The organism is Micromonospora sp. WMMD723 (assembly GCF_049863385.1).
GTDB lineage: Bacteria > Actinomycetota > Actinomycetes > Mycobacteriales > Micromonosporaceae > Micromonospora > Micromonospora wenchangensis.
This window is the reverse complement of sequence record NZ_JBMKNR010000001.1, coordinates 6,467,379-6,493,105: the sequence shown is the minus strand read 5'-3', so window position 1 is coordinate 6,493,105 and position 25,727 is coordinate 6,467,379. Positions and strand designations below refer to the sequence as shown.

General features: G+C 74.5%; 29 protein-coding genes. 20 read left to right on the top strand and 9 right to left on the bottom strand.

The window, feature by feature from the left end; genetic code table 11:
* The first annotated feature begins 8 nt into the window (after positions 1 to 8).
* On the top strand, positions 9 to 764 hold the full coding sequence (locus ACN261_RS28120; protein WP_158224267.1) for an IclR family transcriptional regulator: 756 nt from the start codon (positions 9 to 11) through the stop codon (positions 762 to 764).
* 18 nt (positions 765 to 782) lie between these two features.
* On the opposite strand, the gene ACN261_RS28115 is transcribed toward ACN261_RS28120, so the two are convergent.
* Together ACN261_RS28115 and ACN261_RS28110 are read right to left on the bottom strand one after the other, a co-directional pair.
* Positions 783 to 1,592: an IclR family transcriptional regulator gene (locus ACN261_RS28115; protein WP_421482667.1), complete on the bottom strand. Its 810-nt coding sequence runs from the start codon at positions 1,590 to 1,592 to the stop codon at positions 783 to 785.
* Between the two features lie 49 nt (positions 1,593 to 1,641).
* Complete coding sequence (locus ACN261_RS28110) at positions 1,642 to 2,976, bottom strand: hypothetical protein (protein ID WP_425853035.1); 1,335 nt, start codon at positions 2,974 to 2,976, stop codon at positions 1,642 to 1,644.
* Positions 2,977 to 3,188: 212 nt separating this feature from the next.
* Here ACN261_RS28110 and fdxA point away from each other — a divergent pair, with 212 nt between their 5' ends.
* Genes fdxA through ACN261_RS28075 form a run of 7 tightly spaced genes read left to right on the top strand, consistent with a single transcriptional unit; the run spans position 3,189 to position 8,752 of the window.
* A complete protein-coding gene (fdxA, locus tag ACN261_RS28105) occupies positions 3,189 to 3,500 on the top strand; it encodes a ferredoxin (RefSeq protein WP_088647241.1) in 312 nt (103 codons plus the stop codon).
* Positions 3,500 to 4,480: an NAD(P)/FAD-dependent oxidoreductase gene (locus ACN261_RS28100; protein WP_421482665.1), complete on the top strand. Its 981-nt coding sequence runs from the start codon at positions 3,500 to 3,502 to the stop codon at positions 4,478 to 4,480. Before fdxA ends, ACN261_RS28100 begins: the two co-directional genes overlap by 1 nt.
* Positions 4,477 to 5,397, top strand: a complete 921-nt coding sequence (locus ACN261_RS28095; protein WP_421482664.1) for a fumarylacetoacetate hydrolase family protein — start codon at positions 4,477 to 4,479, stop codon at positions 5,395 to 5,397. The genes ACN261_RS28100 and ACN261_RS28095 overlap by 4 nt, the downstream gene beginning before the upstream one ends.
* Positions 5,394 to 6,560, top strand: coding sequence for a hypothetical protein (locus ACN261_RS28090; protein WP_421482663.1), 1,167 nt, complete (start codon positions 5,394 to 5,396; stop codon positions 6,558 to 6,560). Before ACN261_RS28095 ends, ACN261_RS28090 begins: the two co-directional genes overlap by 4 nt.
* A 7-nt stretch (positions 6,561 to 6,567) precedes the next feature.
* The gene (locus ACN261_RS28085) at positions 6,568 to 7,446 is read left to right on the top strand and encodes an aldolase/citrate lyase family protein (protein ID WP_425853032.1); all 879 of its coding nucleotides are present in this window, start codon (positions 6,568 to 6,570) and stop codon (positions 7,444 to 7,446) included.
* Positions 7,447 to 7,471: 25 nt separating this feature from the next.
* Positions 7,472 to 7,846: a cupin domain-containing protein gene (locus ACN261_RS28080; protein WP_088647236.1), complete on the top strand. Its 375-nt coding sequence runs from the start codon at positions 7,472 to 7,474 to the stop codon at positions 7,844 to 7,846.
* A 6-nt stretch (positions 7,847 to 7,852) separates the two neighbouring features.
* Positions 7,853 to 8,752 carry a ribokinase gene (locus tag ACN261_RS28075; protein WP_421482660.1) on the top strand — a complete coding sequence of 300 codons (900 nt, stop codon included), beginning with the start codon at positions 7,853 to 7,855 and terminating at the stop codon, positions 8,750 to 8,752.
* A gap of 256 nt (positions 8,753 to 9,008) precedes the next feature.
* Here ACN261_RS28075 and ACN261_RS28070 read toward each other — a convergent pair whose 3' ends face one another.
* The gene (locus tag ACN261_RS28070; RefSeq protein WP_425853029.1) at positions 9,009 to 10,118 is read right to left on the bottom strand and encodes an acetamidase/formamidase family protein; all 1,110 of its coding nucleotides are present in this window, start codon (positions 10,116 to 10,118) and stop codon (positions 9,009 to 9,011) included.
* A gap of 309 nt (positions 10,119 to 10,427) precedes the next feature.
* On the opposite strand from ACN261_RS28070, the gene ACN261_RS28065 reads away from it, so the two are divergent.
* The 6 genes from ACN261_RS28065 to ACN261_RS28040 all read left to right on the top strand — a co-directional run bounded on the left by ACN261_RS28065 (position 10,428) and on the right by ACN261_RS28040 (position 15,652).
* Positions 10,428 to 11,807: an aromatic ring-hydroxylating oxygenase subunit alpha gene (locus ACN261_RS28065; protein WP_425853026.1), complete on the top strand. Its 1,380-nt coding sequence runs from the start codon at positions 10,428 to 10,430 to the stop codon at positions 11,805 to 11,807.
* A gap of 41 nt (positions 11,808 to 11,848) precedes the next feature.
* Positions 11,849 to 12,337: an aromatic-ring-hydroxylating dioxygenase subunit beta gene (locus ACN261_RS28060; protein WP_158224284.1), complete on the top strand. Its 489-nt coding sequence runs from the start codon at positions 11,849 to 11,851 to the stop codon at positions 12,335 to 12,337.
* Between the two features lie 10 nt (positions 12,338 to 12,347).
* The gene (locus ACN261_RS28055) at positions 12,348 to 12,677 is read left to right on the top strand and encodes a Dabb family protein (RefSeq protein WP_088647650.1); all 330 of its coding nucleotides are present in this window, start codon (positions 12,348 to 12,350) and stop codon (positions 12,675 to 12,677) included.
* Entirely contained in the window at positions 12,674 to 13,567 is an 894-nt protein-coding gene (locus ACN261_RS28050) for a VOC family protein (RefSeq protein WP_302744363.1), read from the top strand. The genes ACN261_RS28055 and ACN261_RS28050 overlap by 4 nt, the downstream gene beginning before the upstream one ends.
* 245 nt (positions 13,568 to 13,812) lie before the next feature.
* Positions 13,813 to 15,063 carry a S1 family peptidase gene (locus tag ACN261_RS28045; RefSeq protein ID WP_425853024.1) on the top strand — a complete coding sequence of 417 codons (1,251 nt, stop codon included), beginning with the start codon at positions 13,813 to 13,815 and terminating at the stop codon, positions 15,061 to 15,063.
* 28 nt (positions 15,064 to 15,091) lie between these two features.
* Positions 15,092 to 15,652, top strand: a complete 561-nt coding sequence (locus tag ACN261_RS28040) for a hypothetical protein (protein WP_363658271.1) — start codon at positions 15,092 to 15,094, stop codon at positions 15,650 to 15,652.
* 141 nt (positions 15,653 to 15,793) lie between these two features.
* On the opposite strand, the gene ACN261_RS28035 is transcribed toward ACN261_RS28040, so the two are convergent.
* The 6 genes from ACN261_RS28035 to ACN261_RS28010 form a co-directional block, all read right to left on the bottom strand.
* The gene (locus ACN261_RS28035; protein ID WP_363658273.1) at positions 15,794 to 16,150 is read right to left on the bottom strand and encodes a nuclear transport factor 2 family protein; all 357 of its coding nucleotides are present in this window, start codon (positions 16,148 to 16,150) and stop codon (positions 15,794 to 15,796) included.
* Entirely contained in the window at positions 16,147 to 16,626 is a 480-nt protein-coding gene (locus tag ACN261_RS28030) for an SRPBCC family protein (RefSeq protein WP_363658275.1), read from the bottom strand. Before ACN261_RS28030 ends, ACN261_RS28035 begins: the two co-directional genes overlap by 4 nt.
* Positions 16,623 to 16,976: an ArsR/SmtB family transcription factor gene (locus tag ACN261_RS28025; RefSeq protein WP_363658277.1), complete on the bottom strand. Its 354-nt coding sequence runs from the start codon at positions 16,974 to 16,976 to the stop codon at positions 16,623 to 16,625. Before ACN261_RS28025 ends, ACN261_RS28030 begins: the two co-directional genes overlap by 4 nt.
* A 38-nt stretch (positions 16,977 to 17,014) precedes the next feature.
* Complete coding sequence (locus ACN261_RS28020; RefSeq protein ID WP_425853021.1) at positions 17,015 to 17,881, bottom strand: hypothetical protein; 867 nt, start codon at positions 17,879 to 17,881, stop codon at positions 17,015 to 17,017.
* Positions 17,878 to 19,056, bottom strand: coding sequence for a WxL protein peptidoglycan domain-containing protein (locus ACN261_RS28015; protein ID WP_421482653.1), 1,179 nt, complete (start codon positions 19,054 to 19,056; stop codon positions 17,878 to 17,880). The genes ACN261_RS28020 and ACN261_RS28015 overlap by 4 nt, the downstream gene beginning before the upstream one ends.
* 71 nt (positions 19,057 to 19,127) lie before the next feature.
* Complete coding sequence (locus ACN261_RS28010; RefSeq protein WP_425853019.1) at positions 19,128 to 20,636, bottom strand: HtaA domain-containing protein; 1,509 nt, start codon at positions 20,634 to 20,636, stop codon at positions 19,128 to 19,130.
* A gap of 193 nt (positions 20,637 to 20,829) precedes the next feature.
* Between ACN261_RS28010 and ACN261_RS28005 the strand changes: the two genes are divergently transcribed.
* The 6 genes from ACN261_RS28005 to ACN261_RS27980 are packed head-to-tail and all read left to right on the top strand — an operon-like array spanning position 20,830 to position 25,687.
* On the top strand, positions 20,830 to 21,669 hold the full coding sequence (locus ACN261_RS28005) for a hypothetical protein (protein ID WP_425853017.1): 840 nt from the start codon (positions 20,830 to 20,832) through the stop codon (positions 21,667 to 21,669).
* Positions 21,666 to 22,682, top strand: a complete 1,017-nt coding sequence (locus ACN261_RS28000; protein WP_425853015.1) for a heme/hemin ABC transporter substrate-binding protein — start codon at positions 21,666 to 21,668, stop codon at positions 22,680 to 22,682. Before ACN261_RS28005 ends, ACN261_RS28000 begins: the two co-directional genes overlap by 4 nt.
* Positions 22,679 to 23,773 carry a FecCD family ABC transporter permease gene (locus tag ACN261_RS27995; RefSeq protein ID WP_425853013.1) on the top strand — a complete coding sequence of 365 codons (1,095 nt, stop codon included), beginning with the start codon at positions 22,679 to 22,681 and terminating at the stop codon, positions 23,771 to 23,773. Before ACN261_RS28000 ends, ACN261_RS27995 begins: the two co-directional genes overlap by 4 nt.
* Positions 23,774 to 23,810: 37 nt before the next feature.
* Complete coding sequence (locus ACN261_RS27990; RefSeq protein WP_421482647.1) at positions 23,811 to 24,704, top strand: heme ABC transporter ATP-binding protein; 894 nt, start codon at positions 23,811 to 23,813, stop codon at positions 24,702 to 24,704.
* Positions 24,705 to 25,382: a heme oxygenase (biliverdin-producing) gene (locus ACN261_RS27985; protein ID WP_425853011.1), complete on the top strand. Its 678-nt coding sequence runs from the start codon at positions 24,705 to 24,707 to the stop codon at positions 25,380 to 25,382. It abuts the gene before it with no gap.
* Positions 25,379 to 25,687: a DUF2470 domain-containing protein gene (locus ACN261_RS27980; protein ID WP_425853009.1), complete on the top strand. Its 309-nt coding sequence runs from the start codon at positions 25,379 to 25,381 to the stop codon at positions 25,685 to 25,687. Before ACN261_RS27985 ends, ACN261_RS27980 begins: the two co-directional genes overlap by 4 nt.
* The last annotated feature ends 40 nt before the right edge of the window (positions 25,688 to 25,727 follow it).

Here is a 25,727-nt window from a genome sequence, read left to right as displayed (position 1 = left end):
GTGGCGCGGTGACGGGCGGAGTCGACGAGTCGGCAGGTGACGCGCCGGCGATCCAGACCGTGCAGCGGGCCGCCACCATCCTCCAGGCGTTCTCCGTGGAGCGGCCCCGGCTCACCCTGGCCGAGCTGACCGCCGACCTGGCCATCAGCCGGGCCACCGCGCACCGGTACGCCCGCGCGCTGCGCGCGGCCAACCTGCTGCGCTTCGACACGGCCACCGCCACCTACACGCTGGGTCCGCAGGTGCTGGCGATGGAGGCCGCCGCCCGCGCGGCGCTGCCCATCGTCACCGCCGCCGAGCCGCACCTGGACCGGCTCACCCGGCTGACCAACCAGACCTCGGTGCTCAGTGTCTGGAACGGTGAGGCGCCGACGGTGGTCCGCTGCATGGACAACACCAGCGGTGACGTGCGGCTCAGTGTGCGCACCGGTTCGCCGTTGGATCTGCTCCGCTCGGCGCAGGGCCGGGTCTTCTGCGCCTACCTGTCGGCCGCCGAGGCGCCCGCGGTGGCCCGCCAGTTGCGGCTGTCGGCGGGCCTGCGGGCCGTCGTCGAGCAGGTCCGCCGGGACGGTTTCGCGGTCAACTCCCCGGAGGATTTCGGGGTACGCGTGCTGGCCGCGCCGGTGTTCGAGCGGACCCAGGTGGTGGCCGCCCTGGCCGTGCTGGGCACCAGCACGGCGCTGTCCGGCGCGGTGGAGGCCGCCGCGGCGGACAGCCTGCGGTTGGTGGCCCGGGAGTTGTCCGAGGCGCTCGGCGCGGGCTGACGCCCCGGCGGCCCGCCGTCAGTGGTGACCGTTGCCGTTGAGGTGCGGGTGGTGGCCGTTGCCGCCGCTGCCCAGCTCGGCGGTGACCAGGGCGGCGACGCGTTGCAGGGCGATGGCGAGCGGGCTGTCGGTGCCCTCGGGGACCGAGGTCGTGGTGCCGACGATGGCCATCGCGGCGATCAGGGTGCTGCCCCGGAAGATCGGCGCGGCGATGCTGCGGACCCCGTTGGCCGAGGGCGTGTTGGCCGAGATGCCGGTCCGCCGGATCTTCTCGACCTCCCGGCGCAGCTCTGCGGAGGCGGCGATCTCGGCGGCCAGCCCCGGGACGTCGGCCTCGGGGAGGAACGCGCAGAACACCCGACCCTGGGCGGATTCGGTGCGCGACAGCCGGGAGCCGGTCCGCACGCTGACCCGGATCACCCGGTCGGTGTTGTCGTCGGCGCGGACCACCACGGCGGTGTCGCCGTCCCAGACGCTGAGCACCACCGTCTCGTCGATCTCGCGGACGAGCTGCTGCATGCGCGGGCCGGCGATGCTGATCACCGGCATCGCCGCGCGGGCGGCGGCGGAGAGGGTCAGGATCTGCGGGCCGAGGGAGTAGAGTCCCTCCCGCTCGTCGTAGCGCAGCAGGTTGCTCTCCCGCAGCGCCTTGGTGTAGCGGTGCGCGGTGGCCTTGCTGGTGCCGAGGCTGGCGGTGAGTTCGTTGAGGCTCAGGCGCGGACGTGCCGCCGTGAACGCGTTGAGGATGACCGCCGCGCGCTGCACGGTCTGGATCGCCGGTGAGCTGGGGTCAGCGCTCTTGACCGGCGAAGGGGCATCGTCCGCCATCTGGATTCCTTTGTGCGCAGAGTGAGACAGTATCATGGCATATGACACGTCAGCCTGTCGATGCCTGCTGGTGGCGCAGCGCGATGTCCGCGTACAACCGGGCGAAACGCACCAGTTCCGACAGGGCGTACCGGTCCCGTCGCGGGTCGGCCGGATCGGGCGGTAACGCCGGCGGGCCCAGGCGTACGGTGGGCACCCCCCGGGCGCGCAGCACCACCCCGTCGGTCGACCCGGTCCACCCGCGCAGCGGCACCGGCGGCCGGCCGTACGCGGCGAGCCAGGCGGCGTCGGCGTGCCGGCAGATCGGCGCGGTGGGCGGGGTGGCCGCGGCCGGGTGCGCCGGATGGCCGGCCACCGCCAGCCCGCAGTCGGCCAGCGGGGTGTCACGCAGCCGCCGGGTCAGGGTGGCCCGCAGCGCGTCGGTGATCTGCGTCGGGTCGTCGCCGGGCACCGTGGTCAGGTAGAGGTGCAGGTCGACCACCCCGGGCAGCAGGTCGGGCTTGCCGGGCTGGCCGGCGCGGACCGCCCCGAGGCCCAGTTCCGCCCCGACCAGGGCGTCCGGGTCGGCCCGCCGGGCCAGATGGGCCCGGCGGAACTCCTCCAGCGCCTCGACGACCACGCCGAGGTGGGCGAGCAGCCCGCCGGGGGGTGTGGCGGTCTCCCGGAACAGTGCGGGGTGGAAGCCGCTGGACAGCCGTACCCGCAGGAACATCGCTCCCGGTTCGGCGGTGAGGATGCCCGGCGGGCTGGTCTTGGCCACGATCGCGGCGGCCGGTCGGGGCCGCCCGCGCAGGTGGTGCAGGACCCCGCCGGTGGTGGGGGCCGGCGCGACGCCGTCCTGCGGCCCGGCGGTGGGGTCGTCGCGGTGGGTGCCGGTGGCGGCGAGCAGCAGGGTCAGCCGGTGCGGTCGGTCGGCGGCCCGCAGGGCCTCGGCGGCGGCGGCGTAGCCGACCAGGGCGGCGGCTGCCGCCGCCCGCGCCACCGACAGGCCGAAGCCGCTGACCACCTCGCCGCCGGGGCCGGACAGTTCCAGCGCGGGGGCGGGGGAGTGCCGGCCGGTGATCGGGGCGTCGAAGTCGGTTCCGCCGGTCAGTGAGGTGTCCAGGTGCGAGTAGATCAGCAGTTCGGGGCGGTCGCCCAGGTCGGAGCCGCCGACCAGGTTGGCGCTGTCGGGCGTGGTCGCCGTGCGCTCCAGCGGGTCGACCCGCCAGGGCAGCTCCGGCCAGCGACCGGTGGCCCAGTCGGCGACCCGGTGCGCGGTGGCCCGCTCCCGACCGTACGGGCTGGGCTGGGCGGTGAGCGCGGCCAGGGCGTCGACCAGGGTGGCCTCGTCGACCGCCCGCGCGGCGGCGTGGCGCAGGGGCGCCGGTACCTCGTCGTCCATCCGCTCCCTCTCGCCAGCGTGACTTCATTCAAGATGACGTCTCGTATGTTGACATACTCTGGGCCGGGTCTCTAGCGTGGCCTGACACCAAACGACATCGCCCCGCATCCGGCGACGTCGCGGAACGGGCCCGGCACCCCGGATCGGCCAGTGCGCCCGGACCTGCCGCTGCGGCGCGGATGCGGCCGGCCGACCAAACCGCAGGAGGACCGATGACCTACGTGGTCACCGACGAATGTGTGGACGTACAGGATCGGTCCTGCGTCGAGGAATGCCCGGTGGACTGCATCTACGAGGGCGACCGGATGATGTACATCAACCCCGACGAGTGCGTCGACTGCGGGCGCTGCGAGCCGGTCTGCCCGGTCACCTCGATCTTCCACCTCGACGACCTCCCCGCCGACCGCGCCCGGTTCGGCCCGATCAACGCGGAGTTCTTCACCGAGATCGGCACCCCGGGCGGCGCCCGCAAGATCGGCCGGGTCGGCCACGACCACCCGGCCATCGCGGAAAGCGCCAGCTGATGGCCGAGCGGCACGAGGTCGATCTCGCGATCATCGGCGCCGGCCCGGCCGGCCTCTACGCCACCTACTACGCCGGTTTCCGGGGGATGAGCGTGGCGGTGATCGACTCGCTGCCGGAGGCCGGTGGGCAGATCGCCGCCCTCTACCCCGAGAAGGCGATCTACGACATCGCCGGGCTGCCCGCCGTGCGGGGTCAGGAACTCGTCGACGCCCTGCTCACCCAGGCCGCCACCGCCAAGCCGACGTTCCTGCTCGGGCAGAGCGCGACCGAGCTGACCTGCGCCGAGGACCACGTGCTGATCGGCACCGACACCGGCACCCAGGTCCGGGCGGCGGCCGTGCTGCTGACCGCCGGCATCGGCACCTTCACCCCCCGCGAACTGCCCGTCGGCAGCGACCACCTCGGCCGGGGCCTGCGCTACTTCGTCCCCCGGCTGGAGGAACTCGCCGGGCAGGAGGTCGTGGTGGTCGGCGGCGGCGACTCCGCCGTCGACTGGGCGCTGGCCCTGGAGCCGTACGCCAGCAGCGTCACCCTGGTGCACCGCCGCCCGCAGTTCCGCGCCCACGAACGCAGCGTCACCCAGCTGCACGAGTCGACCGTGCGGGTGCTCACCCCGTACGAGGTCAGCGGGATCGACGGGGAACAGCACGTCGAGGCCGTACACCTGACCGAGGTGCGCGGCGAGGGCCGGCAGACCCTGCCCGCCCAGGCGGTGGTCGCCGCGCTCGGTTTCATCGCCGACCTGAGCGCGATGGAACGCTGGGGGCTGGAGATGCGCCGCCGCTACGTCGCCGTGGACCGGTCGATGCGCACCAACCTGCCCCGGGTCTTCGCCGCCGGTGACATCACCGACTACGACGGCAAGGTACGGCTGATCTCGGTCGGCTTCGGTGAGGCCGCCGCCGCCGTCAACAACCTGGCCCCGCTGGTCAACCCGGCGCTCGGCACCGTCCCCGGCCACTCCTCGGACGCCGCATGACCGCCCCCGCGCCCACCGACGCGCACCTCGTCGTCACCCGGTACGGGCTGGGCCGGATCACCGGCGACGACGTCGAACTGCTCGACCTGCCCGCCCCGGACGTGCCCGCCCTGCTGCGCGCCGGCCGGGGGCTCGCCCCCGCCACCGAGGCCCGGGTCCGCCGCCGGCTGCCGCTGGAGACCCTCGTCGGCGACCTGCGCCCACCGATGGCGAGCACCCGCGCGGTGTGGGGCGTCGGGCTGAACTACCACTGCAAGGCCCGGACCACCGGCCGGGCCCTGCCCACCCAGCCGGTGCTCTACCTGAAGTCGCCAAGCGCCGGCTCCGGCCCGGGGGACACCGTGCCGCTGCCCGGCTCGGTGAGCAGCCAGCCCGACTACGAGGGCGAGGTCGCCCTGGTCGTCGGCGCGCGGATGCACCACACCCCGGCCGAGCGGGTCTGGGCGCACCTGGCCGCCGTCACGGCCGCCAACGACCTGACCGCCCGGGACGTGATGGCCGCCACGGGCAACCCCACCCTGGCCAAGAGCTTCCCCGGGTTCGGTGCCCTGGGCGCCTCCGTGCTCGGCCTGGGCGCGGTCGCCGACCGCGACGCCATCGGCGTCCGCACCACCGTCAACGGCGAGCTGCGCCAGCAGGCCAGCACCGCCGACCTGATCTTCCCGGTGCCCGACCTGCTCGCCTGGATCACCCGGTACGTGGTGCTGGAGCCGGGCGACGTGGTGCTCACCGGCACCCCGACCGGCACCGGCCAGGACCGGGGTTGCTTCCTGAGCCCCGGCGACCAGGTGGAGGTCACCGTCGCCGGGGTGCTGCCCCTGCGTACCCGGTTCCGTGCCGAGAGCCCGGACCACCCCGCGCCGGCCGCCGTCGACGCGTCGACCCACTCGCTTCGCACAGAGAGCCCGATGTCATGAGTGAGAATTCCGAGCGGTACGACCTGGTGCTGGCCGGTGGCCAGGTGTTCGACGGTCAGACCGGAGCAAGCCGGGTCGCCGACGTCGCGGTGACCGGCGACCGGGTGGCCCGGATCGCGCCCGACCTCGCCGCCGCCGCCGACCGGGTGATCGACTGCGCCGGGCAGTACGTGCTGCCCGGCCTGGTCGAGGCGCACACCCACATCTTCGCCGAGGTCTCCAAGGTCGGCGCGCCGCCGGACGAGGCGCACCTGCACCGGGGCGTCGTCGCCGCCTGCGACGCCGGCACCGTCGGCGCGTCCACCTTCGCCGCGTTCGAGAAGTACGTCGCCGCGCCGGCCCGGATGCGGCTGGTGAACTTCCTCAACGTCTCGGTCCTCGGCCTGATCGACTTCCGGTTCGGTGAGCTGATCAACCCCGGCACGCTGGTCCCCGAGGACGCCCTGGCGGTGGCCGAGGCGAACCCGCACCGGGTCCGCGGCTTCAAGATCCGGCTCTCCGAGGACGTCGTCGGGCTGGACTGGCGTCCGCTGCTCAAGCGTTCCCTGGCCCTCGCCGGCGAGGCCGGTCTGCCGCTGATGATCCACATCGGGGAGACGCCGGAGCCGCTGCCGGTGATCCTGCCGCTGCTGCGCCCCGGCGACGTGGTGGCGCACTGCTACACCGGCAAGCCGTACGGCATCCTCAACGACGGCGCCGTGCTGCCCGAGGTCCACGCCGCCCGCGAGCGCGGGGTGCTGTTCGAATCCGCCCACGGCAAGAGCAACCTCAGCTTCGCCGTCGCGCGCCCGGCGATCGAGCAGGGCTTCCTGCCCGACGTGGTCACCTCCGACACCAGCGCCCGCAACTGGCGCGGCCCGGTGTTCGACCTGGTCACCAGCATGGCCAAGCTGCGGGCGATGGGGATGACCCTGGAGCAGCTCGTGCCCCGGGTGACGACCGCGCCGGCCCGGCTGACCGGTCTGGACGCCGAGGGCTACGGCACCCTGGTCGAGGGCGGCCCGGCGCACGTCACCGTGCTGGCCGAGGCCGAGGAGGCGGTGCTGCCCGACGCCGCCGGCAACACGATCACCGCACCCCGGCTGGACCCGGCCGTGGTGCTGCTCGGCGGCGAGCAGGTGCCGACCGTGCCGTGGCGCGGGCTGCCCGCCACCGGGGCGTGAGGCCCTGATGTCCGCCGTCGGGCCGGTGTCCGGCGAGCCGGGGCCGGCGCAGCCGACCCCGTCGACCTCCGTCGGGCAGGCCCCGCCGACGTCCGTCGGGCCGACCCCGCCGGCCGGGGTGCACGGCCACCGCGCCCGGCTGCGGGCGGCGCTGCGCGCCGGTGGGCAGCTCGCCGGCACCTTCGTCAAGCTCCCCGGGGCCGACGTGATCGCCCTGGCCGCCCGCTCGGGACTCGACTTCGTCGTGATCGACCTGGAGCACTCCGGCCTGGACGAGCGGACCGCCACCGACCAGCTCCGGCTCGCCGCCCTGGCCGGCCTGCCGGCGCTGGTGCGGGTGCCGGCCGTCGACCCCGGCCAGGTCAACCGGCTGCTGGAGGCCGGGGCCGTCGGGATCCAGTTGTCGACCGTGCGCCGCCGGGCCGACGTCGAGGCGCTGCGCTCGGCCAGCCGGTACGCCCCGCACGGGCGGCGCAGCATCAGCCTGGCGCACCCGTCGGCCGGGTACGGCGGCGACGGCCTGGACCGGTACCTCGCGGCCGAGGCCGGGCACCCGCCCGTACTGGTGGCCCAGATCGAGACGGCGACCACCGACGACCCGCTGCCCGCCCTGCTGGCCGGGGTGGATGTGGGCTTCGTCGGGACCACCGACCTGGCGGTGAGCCTGGGCCTTTCGACCACCGACGACCCGGGGCCGCTGTTGCGGCGCACCGGGGACATCGCCGCCGCGGCCCGCACGACCGGGACCCACCTCGGCGGCTGGGTGCCCGAGCGGTCCGCCGCGGCGCTGGACCGCTGTGGCCTGACCGACGCGCGCTACCTCGTCGTCGGCTCGGACCTGCACCTGCTCGGCACCGGCCTGCGTCGGCTCGCCGCACCCCTCTGACCCGCCCGAGAAGGGACGCGTTCACATGCTCAACCCGCAGCTCTACCGCACCTCGGTCAACTGGGACGACATCCCGGCCACCGACGTCCGGCCCGGGGTGCGCCGCAAGGTGTACGCCACCGACGAGGTCCTCTTCGCCTGGCACGAACTGGCTGTCGGGATGGACCTCAACCCGCACCACCACGACGACTTCGACCAGCTGGTGCTGATCCTCGGCGGCCGGTGCAACTACTACGTCGACGGCGTGCCGCACCCGATGGGGCCGGGCTCGATGCTGCTGGTGCCGCGCGGCGCGGAGCACTACATCGAACCGACCGAGGGCCCGTGCATCAACGTGGACGTCTTCGCCCCGCCCCGGGCGGACTTCCTGCCGCACGCCTGGCGCCCCGGGCAGGGCTGACCGGCGATGACCGACATCGTGGTGGTGGGCAGCCTCAACGTGGACGTGGTGGTGCCGCTGCACGAGCTGCCCGCCCCCGGGCAGACCGTGCTCGGCGCGGCCGACCACCGGCGGGCCGGCGGCGGCAAGGGCGCCAACCAGGCCGTCGCCGCCGCCCGGCTGGGTCGCCGGGTGGCGATGGTCGGCGCGGTCGGCATCGACGCCGACGGCGACTGGCTGCTCGGGCTCATCGCCGCCGAGGGGGTGGCCACCGAGGCGGTGCTGCGCGCCCCCCGGCCCACCGGGCAGGCGATCGTGCTGGTCACCGCCGACGGCGACAGCACCATCGCGGTCAGCTCGGGGGCGAACATGTGGCTCGCCGCCGAGCATCTCGGCCCGCTGCGTGACCTGCTCGGGTCGGCGCGGGCGGTGCTGCTGCAACAGGAGGTCGACGCGGCGGTGGTGGCCGAGGCGGTCCGGCTGGCCGAGGGGCTGGTGGTGCTCAACCCGGCACCGGCCCGCCCGGTCGACCCGGCGACCCTGGCCCGGGTCGACGTGCTGGTGCCCAACCGGGGTGAGCTGGCCGCCCTGGCCGGTGCGCCGCCGACGGACGCCGGGGTGGAGGGGCTGGCCGCGATGGCCCGGTCGCTGGGCACCCGGGGGCCGGTGGTGGTGACCCTCGGCGGTGACGGCGCGCTGGTGGTGACCACCGACCGGCAGTGGCTGATCCCGGCGGAGCGGGTCGACGCGGTCGACGCGACAGGCGCCGGGGACACCTTCTGCGCCGCGCTGGCCGACGCGCTGCTCGATGGCGCGGCGATCGACGAGGCGGCCCGGTGGGCGAGCCGGGCGGCAGCGGTGACGGTCACCCGGCCCGGGGCGATGGAGGCCGCACCCCGTCGCGTCGAGGTGCCCACGGCCGCCTGAACCCCGCCCTGCCACGCCGGCCGGCGCGTCCCCGCCCGGTCCGGCTGCCGCCGCAGCGTGCCAACCTGCCGCCCGTCGCCTGCTGCCTGTCGGCGACGGCGCGGCCCGGCTCCGGCCGGCTGCGCCCGCTGCCCCCGGCCCGTCCCGGTCGGGGGCAGCGGCGTGGCGGCGACCCCTGCGCGCGTCGGTGCGCCGCCCGGCTGCCGCCCGCCCCGGCCCGCGCGGCACACCGCCCCGGGCCGGGACGCGTCGTCGGTCAGAAGTGGGCGGGGAAGTCGGCCTTGCGGATCAGACAGTGGATGCCCTTCACCCCGTCGACGACCTGGCTCACCTCGAAGTCGGCGGCGGCGCTCAGGTAGGCCAGCGCGGTATGCGGGGGCATGCCCTGGGTGCGGACGAGGAAGTCGACGGCGGCCCGGACGGCCCGGCGCATCGCCTCGTCGAGGTCGCTGTGCAGGCCGACCGGCAGCCAGTGGGTGGCGGTCTCGCCGAACGGCCCGTCGACGGCCCCGAGCAGGCCACCGGCCTGTGCCCGGGGGATCACCGACAGCCGCAGGGTGGCCCGCAGCGGTGCCTCCAGGGCGGTCAGCGCCACCTCGCCGTCGCCCTGGGCGTAGTGCGGGTCACCGGCGTAGAAGCCCGCCCCGGGCAGTTGTACCGGCAGGTAGAGAGCCGAGCCGACCTGCAACTCGTTGATGTCGAGGTTGCCGCCGAACGCGCCGGGCGGCACCGAGTGGACCGGCTCGTCGGTGTCCACGGCGACGCCCATCAACCCCAGGAAGGGGGCGAGCGGGAAGCGGGCCGCCCGGCCGTCGCCGTACGGCAGGGTGCCGAACAGCCGGCCGCCGTGGTGGATCACCTCGGTGAAGTGGCTGACGGTGCCGTACTCCCGGGGACCGTCGCCGTCCGGGCCGGTGTCGGTGGGGGTGAGCGGGTACTCCCCGGGCAGCGCGCCGTAGCCGTGCCGGCTGCTGATGAAGCCGTACGGGGCGCGGACCAGCAGGTCGAGCACCTCGATCCGGAGCAGGTCGCCGGGTTCGGCCCCGGCCACCGCGATCGGGCCGGTGACCACGTGCGGGCCGTCGGCGTCGTAGTCGTGGGCCACGTCGGAGGCGGCCAGGTCCCGGGCGTCGGTGAGCACCTGGTCGCTGGGAACGTCGAACTGCTTGAGGAAGCCGACCGGGTCGCGGCCCTGGTCCTCCAGGATGCCCTCGTGGCTGAGCGTGTCGATGGTCACGGTCTCGCCGGAGCCGACCCGGAGCACGGGTTCGTGCCGCCGGTCGGGCAACCGGCCCCACAGGCAGGTGTCGGGGGTGCTCGGCAGGTAGTGGGTTCCACCGATCGGGCCATCGTGCGGCTGGAGCATGACATCCTCCGGAAGGGGTGACACCGGCTGGCGGTGCGACGGGACGGCGCGGCCCGGTGCGGGGGCCGGCGGCCGGCGACGGGATGCGCGGGCCGCGTCCGAGAGCCGGCGATCGGGGTCGGGCGGATCGGCCGGGCCACGTCGGATGCAGGGGATCGTGACCGGCGAAGCAACCGTTGCGTGTTGCGTTCGTATTAACAGCGAGTAACCCGGTGCCGGAGTCTGCCCTGCTCTTGACAGTTGCCATGGCCGAGTAGCAGCATCGTGTAGCGAGATGCTGTCTCGCATGACGTAGAAGGCGGTGAGGTGATGGCGCAGCAGACGCCGGTACGTCCGCTCGGTGCCACCGGTGACGGCGCGATGATCGACGAGGACTGGGAGGCGCTGCGGTTCCGGGTGCACCGCTCGGCGTACCGCGACCCCGAGGTGTTCCGGGCCGAGATCGACCGGATCTGGAATCACACCTGGCTCTATCTCGGCCACGAGACCGAGATCCCGAAGGCGGGTGACTTCAAGACCCGCACCCTCGGCGGTCGACCGCTGATCTTCTGCCGGGACGCCGGGGGCCAGGTGCGGGCGTTCTTCAACGCCTGCACCCACCGGGGCACCGTGCTGTGCCGGCACAGCGAGGGCAACACGAAGTTCTTCCAGTGCTTCTACCACGCCTGGGCGTTCAGCAACTCCGGCGAACTGGCCGCGCTGCCCGGCGACGACGCGTACCCCGACGACCCGGCCTTCCGGGCGTCGATGGCCCTGCGCCAGGTGCCCCGGCTCCAGATCCACGAGGGGTTCGTCTTCGTCGCCTTCGACCAGGACGTCCCCGACCTGCTGACCCACCTCGGGCCGGCCGCGCACTACATGTCGCTGACCGCGAAGATCGGCGAGCACGGCATGACCACCCTGCCGGGCGTGCAGCTCTACAGCGTGAAGGGCAACTGGAAGCTCGCCGTCGAGAACGCGATGGACGGCTACCACTTCGCCCCCACCCACAACACCTTCGTCGGCTACCTGCGGGAGACCGGCTTCGCCGTCACCGACGACGACCAGTACGCCTACGACCTCGGCGGCGGCCACGGGCTGCTCGTGCTCACCGGGCACAACGGCCGGATCGGGATGGTCTGGGAACCCCGCTTCGGCGACGAGGAGAAGGCCCGCACCGTCGCCAAGCGCCGCGAGCTGGAGGCCCGCCTCGGCCCCGAACTCGCCGCCGAGGTGGCCGACGCCAGCCGCATCCTGTTCGTCTTCCCCAACCTGCTGCTGTTCGACCTGGAGGCGCTGACCATCCGGCAGCTCGAACCGGTCGCCGCCGACCGCACCGACGTGCGGGCGTGGCAGTTCGTCGAGGTCGGCGAGCCGGAGTCGGTCCGCGCGCTGCGGATCAAGACGATGGTCAGCTTCGTCGGGCCGGGCGGCCTGGCCACCCCCGACGACATCGAGGCGTACGAGGCGGTGCAGCGCGGCATCACCGCGACCGCCGACTCGGTCGACCCCGCCCACGACTGGAGCGACATGTCGCGGGGCATGGCCAACGAGAAGCAGGGCAACCAGGGCCGCTCGATCGACGAGGGCGCGATGCGCAGCTTCTGGCGGCGCTGGGCCGAGGTGGTCGGGGCGGGCACCAGCGTGGCCGGCGACCCGCCGGCCGGTACGCCCGCCGCCGGACCCGCCACGGGGGGTGCGGGCAAGTGAGCGCGTCGACGACGGCAGGCAGCCGTGGGGGAGTGGTCAGTGTGGCATCGCGCGAGGTGACCCGGGCCGAGGTGGAGGAGTTCCTCTACCGGGAGGCGCAACTGCTCGACGAGTGGCGGCTCGACGAGTGGCTCACCCTCATCGAGCCGGGTGGCCGGCTGGAGGTCCCCACCACCGACTGGGCCGGCTGGGACGCCACCACCGCCGGGTACTTCGTGGCCGACGACTACGAGCTGATCCAGGCCCGGGTCAAGCGGCTCAAGAGCCGCAAGGCGCACGCCGAGAACCCGCACTCGCGGACCCACCGGATGGTCTCCAACGTGCTGCTGCTGGAGGCCGGCGCGGAGACCGTCTGGATCAGCGCCAACTTCATCATCCACCGGTACCGCGACAACGGCGCCTACACCTACGTGGGCCGCTACGAGCACGTGCTCAAGGTCGACCCGGACGGGCTGCGGTTCCGGCTGCGCCGGGCCGTCCCGGTGATGGAGTCGATGGACCCCGGCGCCCGACTCAGCTTCATCCTCTGAGCCGGCCGTCATGATCACCCACATGCTGGTCTTCCGGTTCCGCGACGACCTGCCGCCCGGCGCGGCCGAGTCCGTCCTGGCCGAGCTGGAGACCTTCCCGAGCCGCTATCCCGCGATGCGCAACTGGCGCAGCGGGGTCAACGTCAGCACCCGCGACACCAGCATGACCCACGGCTTCGTCGTGGAGTTCCCCACCGAGCAGGACCTGCTCGACTACCTGCACAGCGACTCGCACGAGCGGTTCGTCCGGGAACGCTGGCGGCCGGTCATCGAGCGTCAGGCCATCGTCAGTCTCCCCACCGCCGGGGACGCCCAGCCCATCGAGAGGGGTCACAGATGACCACCGAGGCCACCGCCCGCCGCCGTGGGCCCTACGGCATGGAGTACGCCCGGATCGAGGTGCCCGACCTCGCGGCCTCCATCGAGTTCCTTCAGTACCACGTCGGGCTGCAACTGGAGCAGCACGACGACGAGTACGCGTTCCTGCGTGCCGACCTCGAACACCACAGCATCGAGCTGGTCGCCGCGCCGCAGCGTACCGAGTCGTGGACCACGGCGGTCGGGTTCAGCGTCGAGAACGACGCCGTCCTCGACGACCTGCGCGACCGGGTCACCGCCGCCGGGCACGAGGTGTTCGAGCTGGCCGACCGGGTCAAGGGCCTGGTCCAGCGGGGCTTCGCCGTCCGCGACCCCAACGGGCTGATCGTCGAGCTGTTCACCGAGTTCCAGGAGTACGCCGAGCCGCCGCTGATCGAGCTGCGCCCGCTGGACCTGGTGCACCCGTTCCTCGCCACCGACAAGTACGACGAGACGCTGGCGTTCTACACCAAGGTGCTCGGCTTCCTGGAGTCCGACCACGTCGGCGACGTCACGGTCTTCCTGCGCAGCGAGGACCGCTACCACCACAGCCTGGCGATCCAGCGCAACAACGAGTTCTACGTCGCGCACCTGTGCTTCATGATGAAGAGCTTCGACCACGTGATGCGCGGCCGGGCGCGGGCCCAGTACAAGCAGGTCCCGATCGCCTCCGACCTGGTCAACCACTCGGCGTCCACGTCGATCGCCTTCTACATGCACGACACCCGGCACGGCCCGCGCTACGAACTGTGCGACAGGCACCGGGTGTTCACCCCCGAGGAGCACGAGACCCACCGGGCCCGCCGGATGGCGGTCGACCCGCGCAACATCGACGTGTGGCGTCCCGCCGCCGACGACTGGGCGCGTTTCTGACCCGCGCCCCCGTCAGGACCGGCCGGCGGGGTGTCGTACCCGCCCGCCGGTGAGGGGTGCGAACGCGGGGTGGCCCGGTCAGGGGGCCACCCCGCCTCCCTGCTCCGCCGGGCCCGGCACGTCAGGTGTCCGGGCGTGTCCAGCCGCGTCCAGCATCCCCCTCCCCTCCCACCGCCCGTTGCGAGGATTGCCGTCCGGTCGGCCCATGGTCCGGCCGACGGGTCCTCTCGTGATGGGAGTGGTGAATGTCAGAACGTGTCATCAGCCGGCCGGACAGGAGAACACCGAGCCGTAGGTCCCTGCTCGCCGTGGCACTGGTCGCGGTGTCGTCGGTGGCCCTCGTCCCGACGGCCGCGGCGGCGGGGCCGGTCGACCGGCCGGCTCGCCCCGGGGGCGCGGCGGATCCGGCCCGCGCCGACGGCCGGGCCGCCCCGGCGTCCGCCGCTGCCGTCGCCGGGTCGGGCCGGGCGACCGGGGCGGCGGACATGGCCGAGGCGATCGCCGCGCAGCGGGGCATCAGCCGCGACGCCGCCGAGAAGCTGCTGCGCGCCGAGGACTCCCACGTACGGCTCGCCAACCGGTTGACCACCGAGCTGGGTGCCAGCTCGGGCGGGGCGTACCTGTCCGACGGCGCCCTCGTCGTCACCGTCACCGACGCCGCTGCCGCCGCGAAGGTGACCGCCGCCGGCGCGACGGCGCGCCTCGTCGCCCGGGGCGAACGGCAACTGCGCACCATCCAGCGGACGCTGGAGGCCGCAGCGAGTGAACCCGGCACGACGTGGGGGGTGGACCCGGCGACCAACCAGGTGGTGGTGAGCCTGCCGGCGTCGGGAGCGAAGAACGCCGTGCAACGCTCGGCGGCGCGCCGGTTCGGCACGGCGGTCCGGTTCGAGACCGGCACCGGCCCGATCCAGCCGAACGTCGGGATCTCCAGCGGGGACTCGTTGGGTGGCTGCTCGGCCGGCTTCACCGCCACCGACTACACCTTCAACTACATCATCACGGCCGGCCACTGCACCCAGGGCTACCCGCACTGGACGCTGCCCAACGGCCAGGACGTCGGGCCGTCGCTGGAGAGCAACTACCCGGAGAACGACTTCGGCCTCATCTGGATGAACGGTCCGTCGGTCTGGGCCACCGGCACCATCAACCTGTGGAACAACACCAGCCGCAGCATCCACGGCTGGGCGACGGCCGTGAGCGGGCTGTCGGTCTGCAACTCGGGCAGGACCACCGGGTTCAGGTGCGGCTCCGTGCTCAAGACCAACGTGACGGTCAACGGCGCGGGCGGCACCGTACGTCAGATGATCGAGACCAACATCTGCACCCTCGGCGGTGACAGTGGTGGGCCGCTCTTCGCCGGCAACACCGGGTACGGGCTGAACTCGCACGCCAACCGCAACGGCAGCCAGTGCAACTCCTCGCCGCGAACCTGGCACCAGCCGGTGGGAGAGGCGATCACCACGTACCAGGTCGTCATCTACGGTGCGCCGTGACGTGCGGCGACGAGCAGAGGAGACAGCGATGAGAACCGCACTCACCCGGGCCGTACGCCTCACCGCCGCGGCCGTCGCGGCGACGACGGTGGCCCTCACCGTGGCCGTCAGCCCCGCCCAGGCGGACCTCTGGCAGCACACCGACGGGTTCGAGAGCAACCCGGCGGCGGTGTGGGAGTTCCACCGCTCCGGTGCCGGCAGCGGAGCCTTCGAGCTGGGCGCGGGGAAGGCCCACTCCGGTGCGAACAACGCCATTCTCACGACGTCGGCCGGCGGCTGGTCCGGGGTGGGCAAGCTGCTCACCGTACGGCCGCGTACCGCCGGGCACAACACCACCTGCGGCGGCGGGTTCTTCGTCCAGGCGGTCAGCGGGCCGGCGGTGCTCAACGTCGAGGTGATCGATCCGGCAAGCTGGACCTACCTCGCGCTGCGCACCGTCCGGATCACCGACACCGTCTGGCGACGGCACGACGTGGCGAGCTACGCCAACGGCCCGAGCCAGGTGTTCGTCCGGGTCTCCCTGCTCGGTGGCAGCGGCCCCGTACGGGTGGACGACATGGCGTTCCAGTGCACCTTCTTCAGTAACTGAGCAGGTCGACGACGGCGGGGCCGGCGCTCGTGGCGTCGGCCCCGCGACGCCCGCGGGCTGCGTCGCCGTGCCGGTGCGGGGCCGGAGGCCCTGTCGACGCGCCTCCCTGGCCGGTGCGGTGCGGGTTGTCGCGGCGTCGCCTCAGGGTAGCGGCACGACGTAGGAGTCGACCCGGGCGATCAGCCCGTCGCGGAAGGTGAACAGGTCGTTGAAGGCGAAGCGGAACGGCCCGTGGTCGACGCTGACTCCCCGGCCCTCGCCCGTGACGACGACGACCGGGCCGTCCTCGTGCACGCGGTGGACGTCGAGCGTCGGACTGCCGGTGAACGCGGGGTTCTCGATCTCCCCATCGAACTCCGTCCTGCCGTGGGTGCTCCGGTGACCGTGGATGACCCACTCGACGTCGTCGGTGAGGGTCGCGAGGATGCGCGGGTGGTCGCTCGTCCGGAACCCGGCGAAGTACTCCGCGACGAGGTCGCGTTGGGTCTGTGGCGTCATGGTTGCTCCGTCGTCACGTGGTCGGGTGCCGGCGTCGGGCCGGGCTGGCGCAGGTGTGCGGCGAGGGCGTCGAGGATCGCGGCGAGCCCGTCGACGGCCTGGGCGGTGCGTAGCTCGGGGGGAAGCCGTCGCTGGTGGACGGTGAGGTCCGTGCCGTCGGCGGCGGGGCGGAGGGTGACGCTCGTGCGTAGGCCGGTGGCCGGTTCGTCGAAGACGAGTTCGTGCGGTGCGGTGACGCGCACGTAGACGAACCGGAGCCGACGGGTGCGGCCGTCCGGCGCGCGGGTGTCGAGCGCGAACTCTCCGCCGGGGCGCAGGTCGACGGTCACCGACCCGGATGGCACGGTGGCGTGCGAGCCGCCCCAGAAGGCGGTGATGCCGGTCGGCGAGGTGAAGGCGGCCCAGACCCGTTCGGGCGGCGCGGCGAGCCGCCGTCGGGCGATCAGTTCGTCGCCCCGCAGGTGCGCGTCGGTCACCGGGCCGTCCCGTCGTCGGTGAGGTGGTGCTCCAGGGCGTCGAGCCGGTCGTTCCAGGTGCGCCGCTGCTCGTCGATCCAGGTGCCGAGCAGCGAGAGCTGATCGGTCCTGAGGCGGCAGGGGCGACGGGTGCCCTCGCGTCGCTGCTCGACCAGGCCGCAGCGGCGCAGCACCCCGACGTGGTGCGAGATCGCCTGTGGGGTCAGGTCGAACGGCGCGGCTAGCTGTCCCACCGTGGCGTCACCGTGGGCGAGGCGGGCCACCAGGGCGCGTCGGACCGGGTCACCGAGCGCGGCGAAGGCCGCGTCGAGATCCGGACCGGGTGCGACGGGTACGGGAGCGGGGGGCACAGCTCCACGATAACGGAAACAGTCGTTTGCGCAAGCGATCACTTGCTGATTGGTCGCCCGGGTGTCGCGGCGGGTACCCGGCGTCGTGCCGGCCGGGCGAGCAGCAGCACGATCGTGAGGACGGCGGCGGCGACCGGCAGTCCCCAGGGCCGCCGGGCCGCCGCCACGGTGAACGCGAGCGGACGACCGGGCACCACGATCCGACCGTCCACCTCGTACCGGCCGAACGGGGCCGCGTCGGTGGGCACCGCGACCTGGTACTCCCGGGTCTGCCCGGCGGCGATGGTGCCCAGCGCCGGGGCGGCCACGATGGTCCGGGCCCGGCCGGGCGGCCCGACGGTGAGCCGCAACGGCGGGTCGGTGACGTCCTGCGTGCCGGGGTTGTGCAGGGTGATCCGCACCGCGAGTTCGCCCGGCAGGCCGAACCAGCCGCGCGGCCCGGACCGGTCGACGGCCCGCACCGCCACCAGGGTCAGCCCGGGCGGGGCGGTCGGCGCGGCGGCCGGGGCGGTCACCCCGGCCAGCGTCAGGTCGGCGACGGCGGTGGCGGTGCCGGTCGGCGTCCGGACCCGCAGCACGCACGGGCAGGCCACCGGCGGGGCGGCCACCAGCACCGGCAGGGTGGCCCGGCCGGCCGGCGGCACCTGGCCGTGGGTGGCCGCCCCGGTTGCGCAGTCGAGCGCGCCGCGCCGGGCGGCGTTGCCGCACACCTCGGCCTGCACGGTGCCGGCGGGCCAGCCGTCGAGGCCGACCAGCACCCGCTGCCCGATGCGCAGCGTCCCCGCCGGCACGGTGACGCCGGGACCACCGCCCGCCGGGGTGCCGGCCGGGGCGGGTGCCCCCGGGGCCGGCGCCAGCGCGGCGGCCACGGCCAGCAGGGTGACGGCACGCAGCGGCCCGGTCATCGGGCGGGCGGGGCGTCGGGACGCGGGTCGGCACCCGGGGCCGGCCCGGTGGCGGCAGCCGGAGTCGGCCCGGTGGCGGCAGCCGGGGTCGGCCCGGTGGCGGCAGCGCCGGTCGCGGCGGAGACGGTTGCGGCCGGTCGCGGGGTGTCGGCCGGGTCCGGGGTGGACGGTCGACCGACGGCGGCCTTCCGTCGCCACCACCGTAGCCCGGCCCAGCCGGCCGCCCCGGCGAGCAGGGCCAGCAGCAGCCACGGCGGGGCCCACACCCCGGCGGTACGGACCACCGGCGGCAGCGCGGTGTCCGTGCTGGTGGCCGCGATGTCGACCTCGGCGGTCAACCGCAGCAGCGGTGGTACGCCGGTGATCCGCTCGGTGACGGTGAAGGTGGCCCCGGGCAGCAGCTCAGGCAGGTCGGTGGGGGCGGTGCGGGCCTGTTCCCGGCCGAACGGCGCGCGTACGGTCACCGTGCCGCTGCCGCCGACCCGGACGTTGCCGTCGTTGCGCAGCCGGTAGCGGACCACCAGGTCGCCGCCGCCGAAGGGGTTGACCGGGTTGTCGTAGGAGACGTCGACCGCCTCCACGGTGACGGCCGGCCGGACCGGGCCGGTGACCCGCAGGTAGACCCGGGCGGCGAGCCGCTGGTCGACCAGGACGCGCTGCCCGTCGGCGGTGGTCCGGACCCGGGCGACGGCACCGATCACCCCGCCGGTGTGGTCGCCCGGGGTGGCGTTGGCCGGCACGGTGAGCCGGAACGGGATGTCGACCCGCTTACCCGCCGGAATCGTCCATTCGCGCCGGTCGACCCTGATCCAGGAGCCCACGTCGGTGGCCGGCCGATCCGCCGGCAGCAGGGCGAACGCGCCGTCGGTGGAGGTGTAGGCGTCGGTGCCGTACACGTCGAAGGTGACCGGGCCGTCGCCGAGGTTGGTGACGCCGACGTGGTCGGTCAGGGTGCTGCCCGGGGCCAGGTCGTAGATGAAGTAGTTGCGCCCGGTCGGGCCCTTGGCGCTGGACGGCTGGACGGCCCAGCGCGCCGCGCCGGTCTCGGCGGCCCCGGCCGCCGGGCCGGGCGACGGGGCGGGCGCGGCGGGGGCCGGTGCGGGCGGGGCCGCCGCCACCAACAGCGCGGCGGCGAGCACGACGCTCGCCCGGATCAGGGTGGTACGCAGGGACATGCCGGGCTCCGGAGGGGTGATCGGGTCCGGTGGGACGGGTGGCGAGCCCGTCCCACCGGGGTGTTGCCGGATCAGGAGAGGGTGAGGGTCAGCACCGCGCTGTAGTCGCCCGCCGCAGCGGACGCCGGAACCCCGAGCTGGAGTTCGGCACCGCAGGTGAAGGTGCCGTTGCTCGCGCCGGTGGCCGAGGTGCACAGCGCACGTGCCGTGCCCAGGCCGGCACCGGGCGCGGCGGGCGCGCCCGGGGTGACCACGCCGGGGGTGCCGGCGAGGCCGTCGGTGCCGACGGCGGCGTTCGGCGTCCAGCCGAGGTTGTCCGCGGCGATGGTGCCGCCGTTGGCCGAGGCGAAGTCGGCGACCTGCCCGACCAGGCTCCAGCCGGCGTTGGTGCCGCGCAGGTCGGCCACCGTGGCGGCGTTGAGCGCCCCGGTGGTGACCTGCCCGTTGCTGACCGCCGGCAGGGCGACCGAGGAACCGGTCACGCCGAGGGTCAGCGCGCCACCGGTGACGGTGGTGGTGATCTGCTGGCTGGCGTCGCCGCCACCGGCCGGGGCACGGCCGAACGTCACCGGGGTGAAGGTGTCCTGGCTCCGGTCGGCCGCGCCCCGGGCGGCGAAGGTGATCACATAACACTGGACCTTCGTGCAGTCGACGGATGTCCCGGTGCGGTCGGTGTAGACCGCGCTGATCGGCAGCGTGGTACGGAACGTGCCGTCGGCGTTGAGCCGGTCGCGCGCCTCGGTCGGCTCGTTGGTCTTGTTGACCCACTTGGTGACCTGCAGGACACCGGCGTTCGTCCAGTGCTCGTCGACCTTGCGGCCGAAGGAGACGTAGATCCCGGCCGCCCCGTTGGCCTCCGGGTCGAAACCGCTGCCGCTGACCGTGATCGTCGCCCCGGCCGGGTCGAGCCCGGTGGCCGGGGTGACGCCGACCGTCGGTGCGGCCGGTTCGCCGCCGCCACCGGTGGAGAGGGTGAACGACAGCGGGTCGAGCGCGGAGCCGGCGGAGTAGAAGCCGTTGAACGCCGAGGCGCCCTCGGCGGTCAGCGTCGCCGCCAGGTCGGTCGCGGTCACCGTGCCGCCGCTGCCACCGGGGTTGCCGTCGCTCGTGGTGACGGTGGCGATGGTGGCCTGGCGGACCGAGACCGGCTCGGCCGCCGTGGTGGTGAGGTCGACGTCCGCCTTGACGGCGGCGGTGCCACCGGTCACGACGACCGTCGGGTTGGCCAACGCGATGGTGAAGAAGTGCGCCGGGTACGAGAAGACGATCTTCCCGCCGTACCTGGCGTCGATGGCGCCGGTGCCGGCGTCGTACGTGCCGCCCTTCGCCGGGAAGGTGAAGGTGCCGTCGCTGTTGATGGTGGCACCGTCGCTGGCGGCGATCGGCGGGTTGCCGTTGCCGGTGTTCACGTAGGCGCGGAACGACGCCTTGAAACCCCAGGTCAGGCTGCCGGAGCTGATCTCCGCCCCGGCGGCCTGGGCGGGGCTGACCCCGATGAGGACGGTCGACGCGCCGAGCAGGGCGACCGCCGCCCAGCGCGACCTGCGCCACCGGCCGGCATTGGTGCTGGATCTGACCATGCTGCTCCCTCTCTGGTACCCAATACGGACAGTGGTTGAGGTTAGGCAAACCTAACTACTGCGGCACCCGGCGAGCGGTTGAAGATCTTGGGCCGAAGAACCTCTTGTGAACAGCGGATCGGTCGCTTAGGTTAGGCAAACCTTAGCTACGGTCGGTGTGGCAGCCGGCCCGATCCGTCATGGGAGGAGCCTGATGCGGGCACTGCCTCGCGCCATCCTGACCACCATTCTGATCACTGTCAGTATCGGTGTGGGGTCGACGCCGGCCCACGCCGGCACCGGCCGGGGCCCCGCCGGGCAGACCCTCACCGCCACCCCCACCAGCGGGGTGGCCCGCACCGGGGCCACGGTGACCGTCACCGGCAGCGGATACGACGTCACCAAGGGCATCTACGTCGCCTTCTGCGTGGACAACGGGGCCGGCGTCGCCCCCAGCCCGTGCGGTGGCGGGGCCGACACCACCGGCAGCACCGGCGCGTCGCACTGGATCTCCTCCGACCCACCCTCCTACGGGGAGGGACTGGCCGCCCCGTACGGGCCGGGCGGCTCGTTCCGGGTGACGCTCACCGTGAACTCCCGCATCGGCACGGTCGACTGCACCGTCAGCCGCTGCGTGGTCGCCTCCCGCGCCGACCACACCCGCGCCGCCGACCGCTCCCAGGACGTCCGGGTACCGGTCACCTTCGCTGCTGCAGCGGTGGCCACGCCGACCCGTACCCAGGCCGTCGCCGCCCCGGCGACCACCGGCGGTGCCGCCCGGACCACCCCACCGGCGGCGGCCCCGGCCGGCGCGGCCGGCACGCCCACCGGCGGCGCACCGGCACCGACCGCCACCGCCGTCGCCTCCGCCGGCGCCGGTGGAGCGGCCGGGCCGGTGGGCCCGGCCGACGCGGACGGGCAGGCGCAGGTGACCCGGGTCAGCGCCGCCTCCGACACCGGTCGCTGGTGGCTCGTGGCGTTGGTCGTGCCCCTGCTCGGGGCGGCCCTGCTCGCCGGCCTGCGCCGGCGTCGTCGACGCCGGGCCACGTCGTGACCCGGCGCGCGCTGCCGCTCGTCCTGGTGCTGCTCGCCGGGGCGCTGGTCGGCTGCACCGACCCGGCCGCCGAGGCCCGGCCGGGGACACCGGCCTCCTGCGGCCCGGTCACCGCCGCCGTGGGCGACACCGACGTCACCGGGTTGACCCCGCCGCCGGCCCCGGCCCTGCCGGTCACCGTCACCTCCACCGACGGCGTCGTCACCACGGTCACCGACGCCACCCGCATCCTGCCGGTCAACCTCTACGGGTCGATCGCCGAGATCGTGTTCAGCCTCGGCCTGGGCGGCAACGTCGTCGGCCGGGACACCTCGACCACCTTCCCCGCCGCAGCCCACCTGCCGGTGGTCACCCCGGCCGGACACGACCTGTCCGCCGAGGCGGTGCTCGCGCTCGCCCCCACGGTGATCCTCGCCGACGACAGCATCGGTCCACCCGAGACGCTGCGGCAGCTACGCGCCGCCGGCATCCCGGTGGTCCTGGTCGCCGCCGAACAGACCCTCGACGCCGTCCCCGGGCACGTACGGGCCGTCGCGGCGGCGCTCGGTGTCGGCGCGGCCGGCGACCGGCTGGTCACCCGGATCGAGGCCGACATCGCCGCCGCCCGCGCCGGTGCGCCCGCCGACGCCGCCCCCCGGGTCGCCTTCCTCTACCTGCGCGGCACCGCCGGGGTCTACCTGATCGGCGGGCGGGGCGCCGGCAGCGACGCCATGATCGAGGCCGCCGGGGGAGTGGACGCCGGCAGCGCGATCGGCCTGGCGAAGTTCCGCCCGCTGACCAGTGAAGGGCTGATCAACGCGGCCCCGGACGTGATCCTGGTGATGAGCGGTGGGCTGGAGTCCGTCGGCGGGGTCGACGGCCTGCTCAGGCTCCCCGGGGTGGGGCAGACCCCGGCCGGGGCCGCCCGCCGGGTCGTCGACATGGACGACGGCGTCCTGCTCACCTTCGGCACCCGCTCCGGGCAGGTGGTCCGGGCGCTGGCCGACGCACTGCACTGCCGGGGCCCGCGATGACCGTCACCGGCACCCGCCCGGCCACCGGCGACACCGGGTCCGGCCGCCCCCGCCGTCGGGTCCGGCGCGGACCGGTCCTGCTCACCGGGCTGACCGCCGGCCTGCTGCTGGTCGCCCTGGTCGCCGCTGGCCGGGGGCAGGTCGCCGTCGCCCCGGCGGAGGTGCTCGGCTCGGTGCTGCACCGCCTCGGCCTGGACCTCGGCCCCCGGCCCGCCGCCGTGCACGGTGAGAGCGCACTGTGGCTGGTCCGCTTCCCCCGGGTCGCGCTCGCCGCCGTCGTCGGTGCGGCGCTCGGCTGCGCCGGTGCGGTCATGCAGGGGGTGTTCGGCAACCCGCTGGCCGAACCGGGCGTCATCGGCGTCTCGGCCGGCGCGGCGGTCGGCGCGGCGCTGGCCATCGTCACCGGCGTCACCGTCCTCGGCGGCTGGACGGTGCCCGCCGCCGCGTTCGCCGGTGGCCTCGCCACCACCTGGCTGGTCTACCTGCTGGCCCGCTCCGGCGGCCGGACCGAGGTGGTCACCCTGGTCCTCACCGGCGTCGCGGTCAACGCCGTGGCCGGTGCCGCCATCGGGCTGCTGATGTTCGTCGCCGACGAGTCGGGTGTGCAGGCCATCGCCTTCTGGAACCTGGGCAGCCTGGCGCAGGCCAACTGGTCGGCGGTCTCGCTGGCCGCGCCGTGCCTCGCGGTCGGGCTGCTCGCCACCCTCGCCGACGCCCGGCGGCTGGACCTGCTGGCCCTGGGCGAGCGGTCCGCCCGGCACCTCGGGGTCGACGTGGAACGGCTGCGGGTCCGGATGATCGTGGTCACCGCGCTGCTCGGCGCGGCGGCGGTCGCCTTCACCGGCATCATCAGCTTCGTCGGCCTGGTCGTGCCCCACCTGGTGCGGATGGTCGCCGGCCCCGGGCACCGGCTGCTGCTGCCGGCCAGCGCGCTCGGCGGCGCGATCGTGGTCGTCGCCGCCGACCTCGCCGCCCGTACCCTCGTGGACTATCAGGAACTACCGTTGGGGGTGCTCTCCGCCGTCGTGGGTGGACCCGCCTTCTTCTGGCTGCTGCGCCGCACCCGCGACCGCGCGGGAGGCTGGGCGTGAGCGGGCAGCCGGCGGGCACGCACGGTGGGAGGGCGTGGTGAGCGTACGGGAACGCCGGCGTCGGGGGCCGCTGCGGCTGCTCGGCCGCCGGTCGACGCCCCGGGTGCCGGCCCCCACCACGCCGGGTTCCACCCGGGTCCGGGCCACCGGGGTACGGGTCGAGCGGGCCGGCCGGCCGGTGCTCGACCGGGTCGACCTCGCCATCCGCGCCGGTGAACTGCACGCCCTGGTCGGCCCGAACGGGGCCGGCAAGTCCACCCTGCTGGCCGCCGTCAGCGGTGACCTGCCGCTCGCCGCCGGCACCGTCGAGGTCGACGGCCGGCCGCTGGCCGAGTGGTCGGCGGTGGAACTGGCGATGCGCCGCGCGGTGCTGACCCAGCGCAGCGCCCTGAGCTTCCCGTTCGCCGTGGCCGAGGTGGTCCGGATGGGCCGGGCGCCCTGGGCCGGCCGACCCGAGGAGGCCCACGACGACGCGGTGGTGGCCGAGACCATGCGCCGCTGTGACGTGATCCGGTTCGCCGCCCGGCCCTTCCCGTCACTGTCCGGTGGTGAGCAGGCCCGCGCCGCGCTGGCCCGGGTGCTGGCCCAGCGGGCCGGGGTGCTGCTGCTCGACGAACCGACCGCCGCCCTCGACCTGCACCACCAGGAGCTGGTCATGCGGATCGCCCGGGACCGTGCCGCCGCCGGGGACGCCGTCGTGGTGGTGCTGCACGACCTCGCCCTGGCCGGCGCGTACGCCGACCGGGTCACCCTGCTCGCCGACGGGCGGGTCCGGGCCGCCGGACCCCCCGACACGGTGCTGACCGCGCCCCTGCTCAGCGAGGTCTACCGGCACGACATCGAGGTCGTGCCGCACCCCGACACCCGCCTGCCGCTGGTCGTGCCCCGCCGTCGGGGCCCGGCCCGGAACACCTGCGTCACGGAGGAATAGATGGACACCCCACCCCTGCCGTTCTCGGCCCGGTTGCGGGCCGCTACCCAGGGCGCCCACGCCGCCGCCGAGGGCCAGCGTTACGTCACCGCCCTGGTCGCCGGTGAGCTGGACCTCGCCGGATACCTCGACCTGGTGGTCCAGCACCACGCCCTCTACCAGGCGTTGGAGTCGGCCGCCGAGGCGATGCGGTCCGACCCGATCGCCGGGGGTTTCGTCGACGACGCGTTGACCCGGCTGCCCGCCCTGGAGGCGGACCTCACCGAGCTGGCCGGGCCGGACTGGGCGCTGCGCACCGCGCCGCAGCCGGCCACGGTGGCCTACGCCGACCGGATCCGGGCCGTGGCCGGCACCTCCCCGGTGCGGTTCATCGCCCACCACTACACCCGCTACCTGGGTGACCTCTCCGGCGGGCTGTACATCGGGCGGGCGGTGGCCCGACGGTACGGGTTGACCGACGGGTCCGGGGTGGCCTTCTACGCCTTCGACCTGATCACCCGGCCGAAGGCGTACAAGGAGGCGTACCGGGCCCGGTTGGACGCACTGCGGCTGAGCCCGGCCGACGAGGCGGCGCTGCTCGACGAGGTGCTGGTGGCGTACCGGCACAACACGGCGGTGTTCGCGGCCCTGGCCCGGCACGTGCCGGACGGCCCGGAGATCACGGAGGCGGTGGCGTGACCGGGCAGCCGTTCGACGCGGACACGGTGGCGGCGGTCAGCCGGCACATGAACGACGACCACGCCGCGGACTCGCTGCTGATCTGCCGGACCCTCGGCGGCTGCCCGGACGCCACCCGGGCCCGGGTGACCGGGCTCGACGCCGACGGGATGGACTTCGCCGTCACGATCGACGACATCGAGGTGCCGGTGCGGCTGCCGTTCGCCCACCGGCTCACCGAGCGGGTCGAGATCCGCCGCGAGGTGGTCCGGATGTACGAGCAGGCGTGCGCCGCGCTCGGCGTACCGCCCCGCGGGGCGGGCTGAAGCCCGGCGTCCCGCCCCGTGGGGCGGGCTGAAACCCGGC

What these genes read in the sequence shown, in the direction of transcription:
- ACN261_RS28115 (WP_421482667.1), bottom strand. Translation starts at nt 1,592, where the DNA reads ATGGCGGACGATGCCCCTTCGCCGGTCAAGAGCGCTGACCCCAGCTCA.
- ACN261_RS28110 (WP_425853035.1), bottom strand. Translation starts at nt 2,976, where the DNA reads ATGGACGACGAGGTACCGGCGCCCCTGCGCCACGCCGCCGCGCGGGCG.
- fdxA (WP_088647241.1), top strand. Translation starts at nt 3,189, where the DNA reads ATGACCTACGTGGTCACCGACGAATGTGTGGACGTACAGGATCGGTCC.
- ACN261_RS28100 (WP_421482665.1), top strand. Translation starts at nt 3,500, where the DNA reads ATGGCCGAGCGGCACGAGGTCGATCTCGCGATCATCGGCGCCGGCCCG.
- ACN261_RS28095 (WP_421482664.1), top strand. Translation starts at nt 4,477, where the DNA reads ATGACCGCCCCCGCGCCCACCGACGCGCACCTCGTCGTCACCCGGTAC.
- ACN261_RS28090 (WP_421482663.1), top strand. Translation starts at nt 5,394, where the DNA reads ATGAGTGAGAATTCCGAGCGGTACGACCTGGTGCTGGCCGGTGGCCAG.
- ACN261_RS28085 (WP_425853032.1), top strand. Translation starts at nt 6,568, where the DNA reads ATGTCCGCCGTCGGGCCGGTGTCCGGCGAGCCGGGGCCGGCGCAGCCG.
- ACN261_RS28080 (WP_088647236.1), top strand. Translation starts at nt 7,472, where the DNA reads ATGCTCAACCCGCAGCTCTACCGCACCTCGGTCAACTGGGACGACATC.
- ACN261_RS28075 (WP_421482660.1), top strand. Translation starts at nt 7,853, where the DNA reads ATGACCGACATCGTGGTGGTGGGCAGCCTCAACGTGGACGTGGTGGTG.
- ACN261_RS28070 (WP_425853029.1), bottom strand. Translation starts at nt 10,118, where the DNA reads ATGCTCCAGCCGCACGATGGCCCGATCGGTGGAACCCACTACCTGCCG.
- ACN261_RS28065 (WP_425853026.1), top strand. Translation starts at nt 10,428, where the DNA reads ATGGCGCAGCAGACGCCGGTACGTCCGCTCGGTGCCACCGGTGACGGC.
- ACN261_RS28055 (WP_088647650.1), top strand. Translation starts at nt 12,348, where the DNA reads ATGATCACCCACATGCTGGTCTTCCGGTTCCGCGACGACCTGCCGCCC.
- ACN261_RS28050 (WP_302744363.1), top strand. Translation starts at nt 12,674, where the DNA reads ATGACCACCGAGGCCACCGCCCGCCGCCGTGGGCCCTACGGCATGGAG.
- ACN261_RS28045 (WP_425853024.1), top strand. Translation starts at nt 13,813, where the DNA reads ATGTCAGAACGTGTCATCAGCCGGCCGGACAGGAGAACACCGAGCCGT.
- ACN261_RS28040 (WP_363658271.1), top strand. Translation starts at nt 15,092, where the DNA reads ATGAGAACCGCACTCACCCGGGCCGTACGCCTCACCGCCGCGGCCGTC.
- ACN261_RS28035 (WP_363658273.1), bottom strand. Translation starts at nt 16,150, where the DNA reads ATGACGCCACAGACCCAACGCGACCTCGTCGCGGAGTACTTCGCCGGG.
- ACN261_RS28020 (WP_425853021.1), bottom strand. Translation starts at nt 17,881, where the DNA reads ATGACCGGGCCGCTGCGTGCCGTCACCCTGCTGGCCGTGGCCGCCGCG.
- ACN261_RS28015 (WP_421482653.1), bottom strand. Translation starts at nt 19,056, where the DNA reads ATGTCCCTGCGTACCACCCTGATCCGGGCGAGCGTCGTGCTCGCCGCC.
- ACN261_RS28010 (WP_425853019.1), bottom strand. Translation starts at nt 20,636, where the DNA reads ATGGTCAGATCCAGCACCAATGCCGGCCGGTGGCGCAGGTCGCGCTGG.
- ACN261_RS28005 (WP_425853017.1), top strand. Translation starts at nt 20,830, where the DNA reads ATGCGGGCACTGCCTCGCGCCATCCTGACCACCATTCTGATCACTGTC.
- ACN261_RS27995 (WP_425853013.1), top strand. Translation starts at nt 22,679, where the DNA reads ATGACCGTCACCGGCACCCGCCCGGCCACCGGCGACACCGGGTCCGGC.
- ACN261_RS27985 (WP_425853011.1), top strand. Translation starts at nt 24,705, where the DNA reads ATGGACACCCCACCCCTGCCGTTCTCGGCCCGGTTGCGGGCCGCTACC.